12 protein-coding genes are annotated in these 14,533 nt (G+C 70.1%); 7 read left to right on the plus strand and 5 right to left on the minus strand.

What is annotated here, in order from left to right:
• Position 1: 1 nt before the first annotated feature.
• Complete coding sequence (locus tag ACZ4S3_RS33680; protein ID WP_467941332.1) at positions 2-1,972, plus strand: ATP-dependent DNA helicase; 1,971 nt, start codon at positions 2-4, stop codon at positions 1,970-1,972.
• A gap of 151 nt (positions 1,973-2,123) precedes the next feature.
• On the opposite strand, the gene lexA is transcribed toward ACZ4S3_RS33680, so the two are convergent.
• Entirely contained in the window at positions 2,124-2,924 is an 801-nt protein-coding gene (lexA, locus tag ACZ4S3_RS33685; RefSeq protein WP_467941336.1) for a transcriptional repressor LexA, read from the minus strand.
• Between the two features lie 496 nt (positions 2,925-3,420).
• Here lexA and nrdR point away from each other — a divergent pair, with 496 nt between their 5' ends.
• On the plus strand, positions 3,421-3,960 hold the full coding sequence (nrdR, locus tag ACZ4S3_RS33690; protein ID WP_467941339.1) for a transcriptional regulator NrdR: 540 nt from the start codon (positions 3,421-3,423) through the stop codon (positions 3,958-3,960).
• Between the two features lie 121 nt (positions 3,961-4,081).
• Complete coding sequence (locus ACZ4S3_RS33695) at positions 4,082-6,949, plus strand: vitamin B12-dependent ribonucleotide reductase (RefSeq protein WP_467941342.1); 2,868 nt, start codon at positions 4,082-4,084, stop codon at positions 6,947-6,949.
• A gap of 228 nt (positions 6,950-7,177) precedes the next feature.
• Here ACZ4S3_RS33695 and ACZ4S3_RS33700 read toward each other — a convergent pair whose 3' ends face one another.
• Together ACZ4S3_RS33700 and ACZ4S3_RS33705 are read right to left on the minus strand one after the other, a co-directional pair.
• A complete protein-coding gene (locus ACZ4S3_RS33700; RefSeq protein ID WP_467941346.1) occupies positions 7,178-7,699 on the minus strand; it encodes a TerD family protein in 522 nt (173 codons plus the stop codon).
• Between the two features lie 183 nt (positions 7,700-7,882).
• A complete protein-coding gene (locus ACZ4S3_RS33705) occupies positions 7,883-8,470 on the minus strand; it encodes a TetR/AcrR family transcriptional regulator (RefSeq protein WP_467941349.1) in 588 nt (195 codons plus the stop codon).
• A gap of 128 nt (positions 8,471-8,598) precedes the next feature.
• Here ACZ4S3_RS33705 and ACZ4S3_RS33710 point away from each other — a divergent pair, with 128 nt between their 5' ends.
• Positions 8,599-10,011, plus strand: coding sequence for an amidase (locus ACZ4S3_RS33710; protein WP_467941352.1), 1,413 nt, complete (start codon positions 8,599-8,601; stop codon positions 10,009-10,011).
• 69 nt (positions 10,012-10,080) lie between these two features.
• Complete coding sequence (locus ACZ4S3_RS33715; protein ID WP_467941355.1) at positions 10,081-10,686, plus strand: YdbC family protein; 606 nt, start codon at positions 10,081-10,083, stop codon at positions 10,684-10,686.
• Between the two features lie 7 nt (positions 10,687-10,693).
• On the opposite strand, the gene ACZ4S3_RS33720 is transcribed toward ACZ4S3_RS33715, so the two are convergent.
• Positions 10,694-11,449, minus strand: a complete 756-nt coding sequence (locus tag ACZ4S3_RS33720) for a TetR/AcrR family transcriptional regulator (RefSeq protein WP_467941358.1) — start codon at positions 11,447-11,449, stop codon at positions 10,694-10,696.
• Positions 11,450-11,632: 183 nt separating this feature from the next.
• Here ACZ4S3_RS33720 and ACZ4S3_RS33725 point away from each other — a divergent pair, with 183 nt between their 5' ends.
• Positions 11,633-13,252, plus strand: coding sequence for an ABC-F family ATP-binding cassette domain-containing protein (locus ACZ4S3_RS33725; protein WP_467941361.1), 1,620 nt, complete (start codon positions 11,633-11,635; stop codon positions 13,250-13,252).
• A 37-nt stretch (positions 13,253-13,289) separates the two neighbouring features.
• On the opposite strand, the gene ACZ4S3_RS33730 is transcribed toward ACZ4S3_RS33725, so the two are convergent.
• Positions 13,290-13,715 carry a hypothetical protein gene (locus tag ACZ4S3_RS33730; RefSeq protein ID WP_467941364.1) on the minus strand — a complete coding sequence of 142 codons (426 nt, stop codon included), beginning with the start codon at positions 13,713-13,715 and terminating at the stop codon, positions 13,290-13,292.
• A 147-nt stretch (positions 13,716-13,862) separates the two neighbouring features.
• Here ACZ4S3_RS33730 and ACZ4S3_RS33735 point away from each other — a divergent pair, with 147 nt between their 5' ends.
• On the plus strand, positions 13,863-14,522 hold the full coding sequence (locus ACZ4S3_RS33735; protein ID WP_467941366.1) for a histidine phosphatase family protein: 660 nt from the start codon (positions 13,863-13,865) through the stop codon (positions 14,520-14,522).
• The last annotated feature ends 11 nt before the right edge of the window (positions 14,523-14,533 follow it).

The raw sequence follows: 14,533 nt of genomic DNA on the forward strand, positions 1-14,533 counted from the left end.
TATGACGAAGCCCTCCCTCCCCGATCTGCTCCACGCCGCCGTCACCGCCGTCGGCGGCACCGAGCGCCCCGGCCAGGTGGCGATGGCCGAGGCCGTCGCCGAGGCCGTGGACGAACAGTCCCATCTGCTCGTACAGGCCGGCACGGGCACCGGAAAGTCGCTCGGCTATCTGGTCCCGGCCCTCGCGCACGGCGAGAGAGTCGTGGTCGCCACGGCCACCCTCGCCCTCCAGCGCCAGCTGGTCGAGCGCGATCTGCCGCGTACGGTCGAGGCGCTCCATCCGCAGCTGCGCCGCCGCCCGGAGTTCGCCATGCTCAAGGGCCGCTCCAATTACCTCTGCCTGCACCGCCTGCACGAAGGCGTCCCGCAGGAAGAGGAGGACGGCCTCTTCGACGTGTTCGAGCAGGCGACGCCCACCAGCAAGCTGGGCAAGGACCTGCTGCGGCTGCGCGACTGGGCGGACGAGACCGAGACCGGCGACCGCGACGCGCTCAGCCCCGGTGTCTCCGACCGCGCCTGGGGCCAGGTCTCGGTCTCCTCGCGGGAGTGCCTGGGCGCATCGAAGTGCGCGTACGGCGCGGAGTGCTTCGCCGAGGCCGCCCGGGAGCGCGCCAAGCTGGCGGACGTGGTGGTCACCAACCACGCACTGCTCGCCATCGACGCCATCGAGGGCGCGCCGATCCTTCCGCAGCACGAGGTCCTGATCGTCGACGAAGCCCATGAGCTGGTCTCCCGGGTCACCGGCGTCGCCACCGGCGAGCTCACCCCCGGCCAGGTGAACCGCGCCGTGCGCCGGTCCGCCAAGCTCGTCAACGAAAAGGCCGCCGACCAGCTTCAGACCGCCTCCGAGACCTTCGAGCGCCTGATGGAGCTGGCGCTGCCCGGCCGCCTGGAAGAGATCCCCGAGGACCTCGGCTACTGCCTGATGGCGCTGCGCGATGCGGCCCGTACGGTCATCTCCGCGCTCGGCTCGACCCGCGACAAATCCGTCCAGGACGAGGACGCCGTCCGCAAGCAGGCGCTCGCCTCGCTGGAGAGTGTCCACGCGGTGGCCGAGCGCATCGCGAACGGCTCCGAGTACGACGTGGTCTGGTACGAACGCCATGACCGCTTCGGTGCGTCGCTGCGGGTGGCTCCGCTGTCGGTCTCCGGGCTCCTGCGGGAGAAGCTCTTCGCGGACCGCTCCGTCGTTCTGACTTCCGCCACCCTCAAGCTGGGCGGCGACTTCAACGGCGTCGGCGCCTCGCTGGGCCTTGCCCCCGAGGGCACCGAGGGCGAGGACATTCCGTCCTGGAAGGGCCTGGATGTCGGCTCCCCGTTCGACTATGCGAAGCAGGGCATCCTCTATGTCGCCAAGCATCTGTCCCAGCCCGGCCGTGAGGGCGACCGCCAGGACATGCTCGATGAGCTCGCGGAGCTGGTGGAGGCCGCGGGAGGGCGGACGCTCGGGCTCTTCTCCTCGATGCGCGGCGCACGGGCAGCCGCCGAGGCGCTGCGCGGCCGCCTCGACGCGCCGGTGCTCCTCCAGGGCGAGGAAACGCTCGGCGAGCTGATCCGGGCCTTCGCCGAGGATCCCCGTACGTGTCTGTTCGGCACGCTGTCCCTGTGGCAGGGCGTCGACGTCCCGGGGTCGAGCTGCCAGCTGGTGGTGATGGACCGGGTGCCCTTCCCGCGTCCGGACGACCCGCTGATGAGCGCCCGCCAGAAGGCCGTCGAGGAGGCCGGCGGCAATGGCTTCATGGCGGTCGCCGCGACCCATGCGGCCCTGCTGATGGCCCAGGGGGCGGGCCGCCTGGTCCGCGCCACCGGGGACCGCGGTGTGGTGGCCGTCCTGGACCCCCGCGTGGAGCGGGCCCGCTACGGTTCCTTCCTGCGCAAGTCCATGCCGGACTTCTGGTACACGACGGACCGCAATCAGGTGCGGCGGTCACTGGCGGCGATCGACGCGGCGGCAAAGCAGGCAGAGGGCTGAGCCCCGTGGGGGCTTCAACCGCAACCATCAGTTGAGCAGCCCCCACCGGAGATCAACCGCCTCCGCGAGAGCGGCCGCGGTTGAGCGGCACAGGCAGCACAGAGCCCCGGAACCGGCGCAGTGGTCCCGGGGCTGTCCTGTGGGCGGGGTGTCAGACGCGGCGCAGTACCGCCACCACCTTGCCGAGGATCGTTGCCTCATCGCCGGGAATGGGCTGGTACGCGGCGTTGTGCGGCAGCAGCCACACATGGCCGTCCTCGCGCTTGAAGCGCTTGACGGTGGCCTCGCCGTCCAGCATCGCGGCGACGATGTCGCCGTTCTCGGCGACCGGCTGGCGGCGGACGGTGACCCAGTCGCCGTCGCAGATCGCGGCCTCGATCATGGAGTCGCCGACGACCTTCAGCACGAACAGCTCACCGTCGCCGACCAGCTGGCGGGGGAGCGGAAAGACATCCTCCACCGACTCCTCGGCGAGAATCGGCCCACCGGCGGCGATCCGCCCCACCAACGGGACGTAGGACGCCGCGGGCTTGCCCGCCGTCTCCGTCGCCGCGCTGGTGGTCTGGTCCGAGCCGCGGACCTCGTACGCGCGAGGGCGGTGCGGGTCGCGCCGCAGGAATCCCTTGCGCTCCAGAGCCATCAGCTGGTGGGCGACGGACGAGGTGCTGGACAGCCCGACCGCCTGGCCGATCTCCCGCATCGACGGCGGATAGCCGCGCCGCTGCACCGAATCCCGGATCACCTCGATCACCCTGCGCTGGCGGTCGGTGAGCCCCGAACTGTCGGCCCGGATCCCTGGCGGTCGGCCCGGCAGCGAGCGCGTGGGCTTTGGCTCTTCGGAGTCCAACGTGGCGTCGTCCATCGGCGTATTGCGTGCCGATTGCGGGTGCTCGAACCGGCTCTGGGAGTGGCTTTGTGCGGTGATGGTCGCGCTGTCTGCGGTGGTGGTCACGTCGGCCCCTCTCGAAATGTTCTCCCTAGTTAGCCAACGGTAGTTGCTTTCGAAAGGTTGCGCCAAACACACGTTCGAGTGAAAAAGTCGCTGATTGGCTGACCCGATCAAGTAGCTGGGTGTATGGCGGAAAGGCAATTCGGGCTTTTGGCACACGCTTTCGCGACGATTACCGAGTCCTTGATACTGCACCGGATTCTGTCATCCCCGCCCCTGCGACCCGCCGCCCGGGTGGCTTCCCGTACCCTCGTGGGCGACCGCCCCGGCCCGCCGCCACCGCGACACGCGGTAGGCGGTTATAAGCGCCGCGACACCACATCTAGTGCTTAGATGCGTCTCGCTGCCTACAAGTTGTGGTGCCTGGTCCTTCAAGGCCCCAAGGATCGCCTATGCTGGTGGCTGCTCCGAAGGGCCCGAACGGACCCCGTGGGGCCATTCAGTCGTACGCCGGGTTCGATGGCGTATGCCCGTATACGAGGGTGAGGAGGGTGGAGCCATGCACTGCCCCTTCTGCAGGCACCCCGACAGCCGGGTCGTCGACAGCCGCACCACCGACGACGGCACTTCGATCCGCCGCCGCCGACAGTGCCCCGACTGCGCCCGCCGCTTCACGACCATCGAGACGGCATCCCTGATGGTGATCAAGCGGAGCGGGGTCACCGAGCCCTTCAGCCGCAACAAGGTCATCGCGGGAGTGCGCAAGGCGTGCCAGGGCCGGCCGGTCACCGAGGACGCCCTCGCCAAGCTCGGCCAGCGGGTCGAGGAGGCGGTACGGGCCACCGGCAGCGCCGAGCTGTCCACCCATGACGTCGGGCTCGCCATACTGGGCCCGCTGCGGGAGCTGGACCTCGTCGCATACCTGCGCTTCGCGTCCGTGTACCGGGCCTTCGATTCGCTTGAAGACTTCGAGGCGGCCATCGCCGAGCTGCGGGAGCAGCGCGAGCAGGGACCGCCCGTGCAGGACCACGGGACCGACGGGGAGGCCGGCGGCCCGGCCCTTGCCGTTCCGGTGGGCCCTGCCTCCACCGCCGACTGAGCTCGGCGCACATCCAGGACCTGGTCGGGGCCAGAGCAGGCGGCCCCGGCATCAGAAAGACATACACCGTGCCACGGAATGAGTGTGCACATATGGGCGTTTGCCCGTATAGGGAGGCGGAATGACAGAGACGACGAGCGGCCCGGCACGAGGCTCCCGCGCCAAGGGCAGCAAGGCGAGCAAGGGTCTGCGCATCGAGCGCATCCACACCACCCCCGGCGTGCATCCGTACGACGAGGTGGAGTGGGCGCGTCGTGACGTCGTCATGACCAACTGGCGCGACGGCTCGGTCAACTTCGAGCAGCGTGGCGTCGAGTTCCCCGACTCCTGGTCGGTGAACGCGGTCAACATCGTCACCAGCAAGTACTTCCGGGGCGCGGTGGGCTCCCCGACCCGGGAATCGAGCCTCAAGCAGCTCATCGACCGCGTGGTCAAGACGTACCGCAAGAGCGGCGAGGAGAACGGTTACTTCGCCTCCCCGGCGGACGCCGAGATCTTCGAGCACGAGCTGGCCTACGCCTTGCTGCACCAGGTCTTCAGCTTCAACTCGCCGGTGTGGTTCAACGTCGGTACGAAGCAGCCGCAGCAGGTCAGCGCCTGCTTCATCCTCTCCGTGGACGACTCCATGGAGTCGATCCTGGACTGGTACAAGGAAGAGGGGATGATCTTCAAGGGCGGCTCCGGTGCCGGCCTGAACCTCTCCCGTATCCGCTCCTCCAAGGAGCTGCTCTCCTCCGGCGGCAACGCCTCCGGTCCGGTCTCCTTCATGCGCGGCGCCGACGCGTCCGCCGGAACGATCAAGTCGGGCGGCGCCACCCGCCGCGCGGCCAAGATGGTCGTGCTGGACGTCGACCACCCGGACGTCGAGGCCTTCATCGAGACCAAGGTGAAGGAGGAGGAGAAGATCCGCGCGCTGCGCGACGCGGGCTTCGACATGGACCTGGGCGGCGACGACATCACGTCCGTCCAGTACCAGAACGCCAACAACTCCGTCCGCGTGAACGACGAGTTCATGAAGGCCGTCGAGACCGGCTCGAAGTTCGGGCTGCGCGGCCGGATGACGGGTGAGGTCATCGAGGAGGTCGACGCCAAGGGTCTCTTCCGCAAGATGGCGGAGGCCGCCTGGGCGTGCGCCGACCCCGGTATCCAGTACGACGACACCATCAACCACTGGCACACCTCGCCGGAGTCGGGCCGCATCACCGCGTCCAACCCCTGCAGCGAGTACATGCACCTGGACAACTCCTCGTGCAACCTCGCCTCGCTCAACCTCCTGAAGTTCCTGCGCGCCGACGACCAGGGCAACCAGTCCTTCGACGCCGAGCGCTTCGCCAAGGTCGTCGAGCTGGTCATCACCGCGATGGACATCTCCATCTGCTTCGCCGACTTCCCCACCGAGAAGATCGGCGAGACCACCCGCGCCTTCCGCCAGCTGGGCATCGGCTACGCCAACCTCGGCGCCCTGCTGATGGCCACGGGCCACGCCTACGACTCCGACGGCGGCCGCGCGCTCGCCGGTGCCATCACCTCCCTGATGACCGGCACGTCCTACAAGCGCTCCGCCGAACTGGCCGCGGTCGTCGGCCCGTACGACGGCTACGCCCGTAACGCGGATGCCCACAAGCGCGTCATGAAGCAGCACTCCGACGCCAACGGCATCGCGGTGCGCATGGACGACCTGGACACCCCGGTGTGGGCCGCGGCCACCGAGGCATGGCAGGACGTTCTCCGCCTCGGCGAGAAGAACGGATTCCGCAACGCCCAGGCCTCGGTGCTCGCCCCCACCGGCACCATCGGCCTGATGATGGACTGCGACACCACCGGCGTCGAGCCCGACCTGGCGCTGGTCAAGTTCAAGAAGCTGGTCGGCGGCGGCTCCATGCAGATCGTGAACAACACGGTCCCCAAGGCGCTCAAGCGGCTCGGCTACCAGCCCGAGCAGGTCGAGGCGATCGTCGCCCACATCGCCGACCACGGCAATGTCGTCGACGCCCCCGGCCTCAAGCCGGAGCACTACGAGGTCTTCGACTGCGCCATGGGCGTCCGGTCGATCTCCGCCATGGGCCATGTGCGCATGATGGCCGCCGCGCAGCCCTTCCTCTCCGGTGCGATCTCCAAGACCGTCAACGTCCCCGAGACGGCCACCGTCGAGGAGATCGAGGAGGTCTACTTCGAGGGCTGGAAGCTCGGCCTGAAGGCGCTGGCGATCTACCGCGACAACTGCAAGGTCGGCCAGCCCCTCTCCGCCAAGAAGAAGGAGGAGAAGAAGGCCGAGCCGGTCGCCGAGAAGAAGGTCGTCGAGTACCGCCCGGTCCGCAAGCGCCTCCCCAAGGGACGTCCCGGCATCACCACCTCCTTCACCGTCGGCGGCGCCGAGGGTTACATGACCGCCAACTCCTACCCGGATGACGGTCTCGGCGAGGTCTTCCTGAAGATGTCCAAGCAGGGCTCGACCCTCGCGGGCATGATGGACGCCTTCTCCATCGCGGTCTCGGTCGGCCTCCAGTACGGCGTGCCGCTGGAGACCTACGTCTCGAAGTTCACCAACATGCGCTTCGAGCCGGCCGGCATGACGGACGACCCGGACGTGCGGATGGCGCAGTCGATCGTCGACTACATCTTCCGCCGCCTGGCGCTGGACTTCCTGCCCTTCGAGACCCGCTCGGCGCTCGGCATCCACTCCGTCGAGGAGCGTCAGCGCCACCTGGACACCGGTTCGTACGAGCCGGCCGACGACGTCGACGTCGAGGGCCTGGCCCAGTCCGCACCGCTCCAGCTCGAGACCCCGAAGTCCGCCCCGGTGGCCAAGGTCGTCGAGGAGACCGCCGCCCCGGCGCCGAAGCAGGCGCACACCAACGCGGAACTGGTCGAGATGCAGCTGGGGATCAACGCCGACGCGCCGCTCTGCTTCTCCTGCGGCACGAAGATGCAGCGGGCCGGCAGCTGCTACCTGTGCGAGGGCTGCGGGTCGACCAGCGGTTGCAGCTGACAGCTGATCCGGGATTCTGATTCCGGGCAGACCGGGACATGAATAGCGGATGAGGCGGTGGCCGGAGAATTCTCCGGCCACCGCCTTCGTCTTATGCGCGGCGATTCGGCGGTTACCGCCGCCGGCCGGCGGTGAAGGGTCGTATCCAGGAGGAGGCCGGCGCGCGGCCCCGGGACGACGGGAAAGGGGAGACGGCGCGCGCCGTCTCCCCGTTACGAAGGCCGGCCGTCAGGTGCCCATCAGCCCGGCGAACGCGTTCGGGTCCGTGTCGAATCCGCGGAGTACGGCCCGGAACCGCCACTCGCCCGTCTCGTCCCGGGAGAACTCGGCGACGGTGGCGGCGGTGGCCTGCGCGACTTCGGCGAAGTCGTTCTCCGTCAGGTTGGTGTGGCCCTCGCGGACCAGAACGGCGGTGTTCGCGATATCGCCGAACACCTTGCGGCCCTCACCCTGTTGGATGGCGACCCCTACCACGACGCGTGTGTAGGTCTCGGACAAGCGGTTCAGCTCCAGCGTCATGACCTCGTCGGCACCGAATCCCTTGCCGGTACGGCTGTCCCGGTTGAGGTTGATGGTGCCATCGGGCGACCTGCTGTCGAAGTGCACCAGATAGGCCGGTTCGCCGTGCGGCGCGTCCCCGGTGTACGTCGCCGCAATGATGTCGAGGTCATTGTCCGGAGCGCCGATGGGGCTGGGGTCCCACTTGAGCGTGACCTCGGCCTTCTCTACCCCTTTGTTGAGATTGCTCACCGGGCTCCCCTTCTTCGCATGCGTCGAACCCGTGGCGCGCCCACGTGGTCATGCGGACAACTCACCCGGGCTTCCCCTTGGTTGACCATCGTGCCACGCCGGTGGTTCCTCGGGCGGGGGTAAGTGCAGCTGGGAAGCCCCGGGTTGGGGCGGGCGGATGGCTTGATCGTGCCGTCCGGCCGGTCAGGCGCCGGCCGGGTCCCAGAGGCTGCCGAGATGGCTGTCGAGCACGTCCAGGGCGGCGGTGGGGGTGAGGTGCCCGATCAACACGTGTGCGGTCAGCCCGTCGGTGAGGGCGAGGAGGGTGCGGGCCGCGAGCTCCGGGCCGGCGGTTTCGGTGGCCTCGGCGATGAGCCGGGTGAACAGTGTCTGCAGTCCTGCATAGTTGGCGCGCAGGATTTCGGCCAGCGGCGGGCTGACCGCGGCCTGGGCCACGAAGGCCAGCCAGACCCGGGCCTCGGCGCGATGCTCCTCCTGGAGCAACGAGACCTCGGTGGCGGCGTGCCCCAGTGCCGTACGGGCCGACTGGGCCGGTGAGCCGACGATCCGGGCCGACACCCGCGCCGAGACCCGCTCGCCGACGTGGGTGAGGGCGAAGACCAGCATCTCCTCCTTGGTGCCGAAGCAGCGCTGGACGGCCCCCATGGAAACCTGCGCGCGGGCCGCCACATCGCGGAGTGTGACGCCTTCCAGGCCGCTCTCGTCGGCGAGCCGGCAGACGGCCTCGGCGATCTGCCGGCGTCGGCTCTCGTGGTCCACCTGCTTGGGCATGCCGTGCTCTCCGGTCTCTTCGAGTTTATTCGATGCGGGCGTATCGCTGACAAGGTTACGATGCTTTAGCGATGCAGGTGCATCGAAACCGGCGCGGTGTCATCCGGCCGGTCACGAGAGGGAGTTCCATGCAGAACGTGCTGTGGAAGATGGCGGCCCGTGCCCAGGCCGCGGCCGTACGCCGCGGCGAGGTGACGGCGGCCGAGCTGATCGACGGCCATCTGGAGCGGATCGCCGAGGTCAATCCGGCCGTCAATGCCGTCACCCAGCTGCTCGCGGAGCAAGCGCGTGCCGAGGCGGCGGCGGTCGACCGCCGGCGGGCCGCGGGCGCGGAGCTGGGGCCGCTGGCCGGGGTGCCGTTCACCGTCAAGGAGACCACCGCCGTCGAGGGCGTGCCGACGACATACGGCGTGCGGCGCTTCCGGGATGCGGTCGCGCACTCCGATGCGCCCCCGGTGGCCCGCCTCCGCGCGGCCGGCGCCATCCCGATCGGGCACAGCAATATGCCAACCATGATCCTCGCGGGTGTCCACACCCGCAGCGAGCTGTTCGGCGATACGGCGAATCCCTGGACCCGTGCCGTCACGCCCGGCGGCACCAGTGGCGGGGACGGCGCGGCCGTGGCGAGCGGGATGGCCCCACTGGGACTGGGCAACGACTCCGGGGGGTCGGTGCGTATTCCCGCGTCCTTCTGCGGAGTCGCCGGGCTCAAGCCGACCTACGGACGGTTCGCCGCGGATCACCGACTCGGACCGGACGACCCCGCTCTTGCCGGCCAGGTGCTGGTCGTCGACGGGCCCCTGGCGCGTACGGTCGACGATCTCCGGCTCGCCTACGAGGTGCTGGCCGGGGCCGATCCGCGTGACCCGAGGGCCGTGCCGGTGCCCGTTTACGGCGAGCCGCTGCCGCGCCCCCTCAAGGTGGCACTGGTGACGGACCCCGGCGGGCACGGCGTACACCCCACGGTGCGCAAGTCCCTGGAGAGCGCGGCGGACGCGCTGCGGGACGCCGGGTACGAGGTGTGTGAAGTGGCGGACGTACCGCGGCTGGACGACGCCCTGGAGGTCTACGGCCGGATGACGCTCACCGAATTCGCGCCCTCCTGGCCGCTGGTGAAGACCCTGTTGGGGGAGGGCGGCCATCGTTATATCGAGATGGCGATGGCCAGACGTGCCCCGGTGGAACTGACGGAGTATCTGCGGCTGACCGGCGTACGGCTCGGCATCCGCCGAGACTGGGCGGCGTTCCTGGACACCTATCCGCTGGTCCTGGGCCCGGTGTTCACCGACCCGCCGTTCGCCCCGGGGGAGGAGGTGCGCGACGCCGCCGGTCATCAGCGGGTGCAGACCGCGATGCGGCTGTGCACCGCGACCAGCTTCGTCGGCGTGCCCGCGGTGGCGGTGCCCACCGGGGTGGTGGACGGGCTCCCGTACGGCGTGCAGCTGATCGGGCGCGCCTACCGGGAAGACCTGTGTCTGGAGGCGGCCGAGGCGGTGGAGCGGCGGCTGGGGGTGCTCACGCCCATCGACCCGCGCCCGTAGGCGAGTTCATGGCGCCCGGCAGGTGACGCGCAGTGATGCCGGGCACGTCCGGGGCCGTACGATGGCGCGGTGCTGGTCAAGTGGATTCGCCTCACCGTTGTGGACCGTCGAGGTTTCGAGCGGGGGCAGCGGAAATGGGCGGGGCTGCTGGGTGAGCCGGGGTTTCGGGGGCAGGCCGGGGGGTGGAGCCGCGGCCGGCCGGGCGTCGCGCACCTGGTGGCCTTCTGGGAGAGCAGGGCGTTCTACGACTCCTTCATGGCCCGCTCGCACGACCGGCTGGCGGCCGCCCAGGTGGGCACCTTCAAGGACAGTCAAGTGCGCCTGTTCGAGCACGAATTCGACGTGAAGGTGGGATTCCGGCCTGCGTTCGGTGACGCGGATGTGCTCCGGCTGGCGCACTGCCAGGTGCGCCAGGACCGGGTCGATCACTTCATGCTGATGCAGGAGAAGGTCTGGAACCCGGCGATGGCGGGGTCGCCGGGCATGCTGCGGGGGATGCTGGGGAGGGCTCCGGGGGAGGAGTTCTTGGTGGTGTCGCTGTGGCAGTCGGCGGCCGAGCGCGGGAAATACCGGCCGGAGCGGATCGAGCGGCTCGCCCTGCGTGCCCAGATAGCGGCGGATGTCCGGGCCATCGCGGGAGATGTGGTGCAGCTCGAGCCGTCGTGGACGGTGTGAGGCGCGGTCAGGGGCCGGTGCCGGGTGTGGCTGCGGGCGCGGGTGTGCCGGCCGTGGCGCCCTCGCCGCCTGTGGTGAACACCCCGGCTCGGGCGGCCGCCATCGCCGCCGCCGCGGCCTGATCGGCGACCGCCTCGTCGACCGGCTCACGGGTGATGAACAGCCGGAAGAAGACCGGCGCCGATACGGCCCGGACGAGCGCCCCTGCGTCGACCGCGGCCTGGGGCGCCGCCCCTTGCGATGCGGCCCCTGCCGTGGGGGCGGGCAACTCCCCGCGCCCGACGGCGCGTTCCACGACCGCCTCGCAGCGCCGGAACCGCTCGGCGTAATAGGCGCGCAGCGCCCCCGCGGCCCGCTCCGACCGGAATCCGGCCGCGATCATCGCGGAGCTGGACGCGGCCACCGGCGGGTTGGTGAAGGAATCGACGACCTGGCGGGCGAGGGCGCGCAGATCACCCTCCAGGGATCCGGTGTCCGGCGGCACCCAGCTGTCCTCGCCCGCGAGATCCAGGGCGTCGGCGACCAGGCCCTCGACGTCCCCCCAGCGGCGGTAGAGCGTCGTCTTGTGCACGCCGGAGTGCTCGGCGACGTATTCGACGGTCAGGCCGGGATAGCCGTGCTCGGTGAGGCCGGCCAGTACGGCGTCGCGCACGGCGGCCCGGGTGCGGGCGGTGCGACCGCCGGGGCGCTGGGTTCCGGGCTGCCGGGCGCCCGTCTTCTCGTTGTCGTCACTTTTCTCGTTGTCCTCGCCGTCGTCAGCCAATTGCAACTCCAGTTGTGTTAGCGCTGGGCGTGTGTCATCATTCATCGTAATGCAACGTCCGTTGCATTTGTATCGCCTCGATGCCTCAGCACCTCGCTCGTGCCGACCACTCGCCACTGGCACCGGCCACTGACATCGACCGCTGCCTGCCGCCTGTTCACTGCCGACCGCCCGGAGGATTGCTTGCCCACTCAGATCGCGCTCCACGATGTCACCAAGGCCTACGTCGACCGACCGCTGCTCGACGCCGTGTCGCTGTCGATACGTCCTGGCGAACGCATCGGCATCGTGGGTGAGAACGGTGCCGGAAAGTCGACGCTGCTGCGCATCATCGCGGGCGCCGAGCAGCCCGACGACGGCCACGTCGTGCGCAGTGCCGACGGCGGTATCGGCTATCTCGGCCAGACACCCGAGCTCCCGCCGCACCACACCGTCCAGGACGCGATCGACGCCGCCCTGGCGAACCTCAGGGAGATGGAAGGCCGACTGCGGTCACTGGAGCAGACGCTGGGGGGCGCCGCGGCCGACCGGCTGGTGGAGTACGGCGATCTGCTCACGCTCTTCGAACTGCGCGGTGGCTACGAAGCCGATGCCCGCGTCGAGAAGGCGCTGCATGGCCTGGGCCTGCAGCGGGTGGACCACGACCGGCTGCTCGGCAGCCTCTCCGGAGGCGAACAGGCCCGGCTGGGGCTCGCCTGCCTGATCGCCGCGTCACCCGAGGTCATGCTCCTCGACGAGCCCACCAACCACCTCGACGCGGACGCCCTCGACTGGCTGGAGGACGCCCTGCTCGCCCATCGCGGCACGGTCCTCGCCGTCTCCCACGACCGTCTCTTCCTCCAGCGGATCGCCACCGCGATCATCGAGGTGGACGCCGACCGCCAGACCCTCATCCGCTACGGCGACGGCTACGGCACCTTCGTCGCCACCAAGGCCGCCGCCCGCCGCCGCTGGGAGCAGGACCACGCCCGCTGGTGCGAGCAGATCGCACAGCTCACCGACTTCGCGGCGGGCACGGCCCACAGCGTCGCCCAGGGCCGTGCCATCAAGGACGGCAACAAGATGGCCTACGACCGGGACAAGGGCCGCGTCCAGTCATCCGTGTCCAGCAGGGTGCGCAACGCCCAGGAGCGACTGCGCAGACTGCGCGAGGCGCCGGTCCCCAGGCCGCCGGATCCGCTCCGGTTCCGCGCGGCACCCGGCGTGGGCGGGGCGGAGGGCACCCTCGTCGCACTCGACGGGGTGCGGGTCGGGTCCCGGCTGGAAGTGGACTCATTCGCCGTATCCGCCGGTGAACGCCTGCTGGTCCATGGTGCCAACGGCGCCGGCAAGACCACCCTGCTGCGGGTCCTGGCAGGAGTCACCCAGCCGGACTGCGGCACGGTCGACCGCCGAGGACGGATCGGCTTCCTGGCCCAGGAAATACCGGTCTCCCGCCCCGCCGAGCCCCTGCTGACCGCTTTCGGCCGGGGTCTGACCGGGGATGACGAAGAGCTGTCCGCCCTTCTGCTGTCCTTCGGGCTCTTCCGCGAGCGCGATCTGCGGGTGCCCGTCGGGGCGCTCTCGGCCGGCCAGCGCCGCCGGCTGGCCCTGGCCCGGCTGCTGGCCCGCCCGGCGGACCTGCTGCTGCTCGACGAGCCGACCAACCACCTGGCCCTCGGCCTGATCGAAGAACTGGAGGAAGCCCTGACGCTGTGGCCCGGCGCCCTGGTCGTCGTCTCCCACGACCGGCTGCTGCGCCAACGGTTCGGCGGCCGCCCCTACGAGATACGCGACGGCCGCCCGGTCCTCGCCGACCACTGACCGTCCCGGCCCGTGCCGGACGCGGTGACCGCGTCGCTCAGTGCGGGATCGAACGGACATCGCCGAACTCCCCGCGCACGGCGGCGGCGAGGGAACCATCGACGATGCCGCGCCGCGTCGGCGTCGCCGCCATGGGGCACCTCGCATCCACTGCGCGGAAGTGCCTGGTCAGGGCGAGGTACGCGCCACGCAGCGGCTGCACCCCGGTCAGCGGGAACGCGTACACCGACGAGGGCGGACCCATTCCGTCGGGCCGGCGGGTCGTCGGGCCGGCGGGTCGTCGGGCCGGCGCCGGCTCCGGAGCGTACGGATCGCGCACGACCGTCCCGGGCGTGACCGCGGCGACGTTCTCGGCCACCCGGACACCCGGATCCAGCCCATGGAGATGACGGAAAGAGGGGCCGGCGAGATGGACATCCTTGCCCTGGCCCATCAGGGACAGCGCGAGCGGCAAGACCGGCACGGACGCCGTAACCGCTGCCCGCCCCGGCGACGAGCACCCCCCGTGCGGACTGAAACCGTGCGGAAAAGGGAGGCGTGCGGAGGGCGGGCGCGGCCGTGACCGTAGCAGCGTGCGGCATGTACAGGGCAGGCGTTTTAGGCTGGCGGCATGGCTCGGCCCCGACGCATCGTCCTCATCCGCCACGGAGAGTCGGAGGGGAATATCGACGACACCGTGTACGAACGGGAGCCCGACCATGCGCTCCACCTCACCAAAGCGGGCCGGCGGCAGGCCGAGGCGGCGGGCGGACCGCTGCGCGAGATGTTCGGCGACGAACGGATCTCCGCCTATGTCTCGCCCTACCGCCGTACCCACCAGACCTTCCACGAACTGGGCCTGGACCCGGCCCGGGTCCGGATCCGGGAGGAGCCGCGGCTGCGCGAGCAGGACTGGGGCAACTGGCAGGACCGGGACGACGTACGGCGCCAGAAGGCCTACCGCGACGCCTACGGCCACTTCTTCTACCGCTTCGCCCAGGGCGAGTCCGGCGCGGACGTCTACGACCGGGTCGGGGCCTTCCTGGAAAGTCTGTGGCGCAGCTTCGAGGACCCGCACCACCCGCCGAACGTCCTGATCGTCACGCACGGCCTCACCATGCGACTGTTCTGTATGCGCTGGTTCCACTGGTCGGTGGCGGACTTCGAGTCGCTGTCCAACCCCGGCAACGCGGAGTGGCGCACCCTGCTCCTCGGCCCGGACGGACGCTACTCGCTCGATCGGCCGTTTGAGCGCTGGTGTGTACCCGAGCCTTATGGCGCCACCGGTTAGAGTGCACACCG

It is taken from the genome of Streptomyces sp. NPDC028368, from assembly GCF_055565615.1.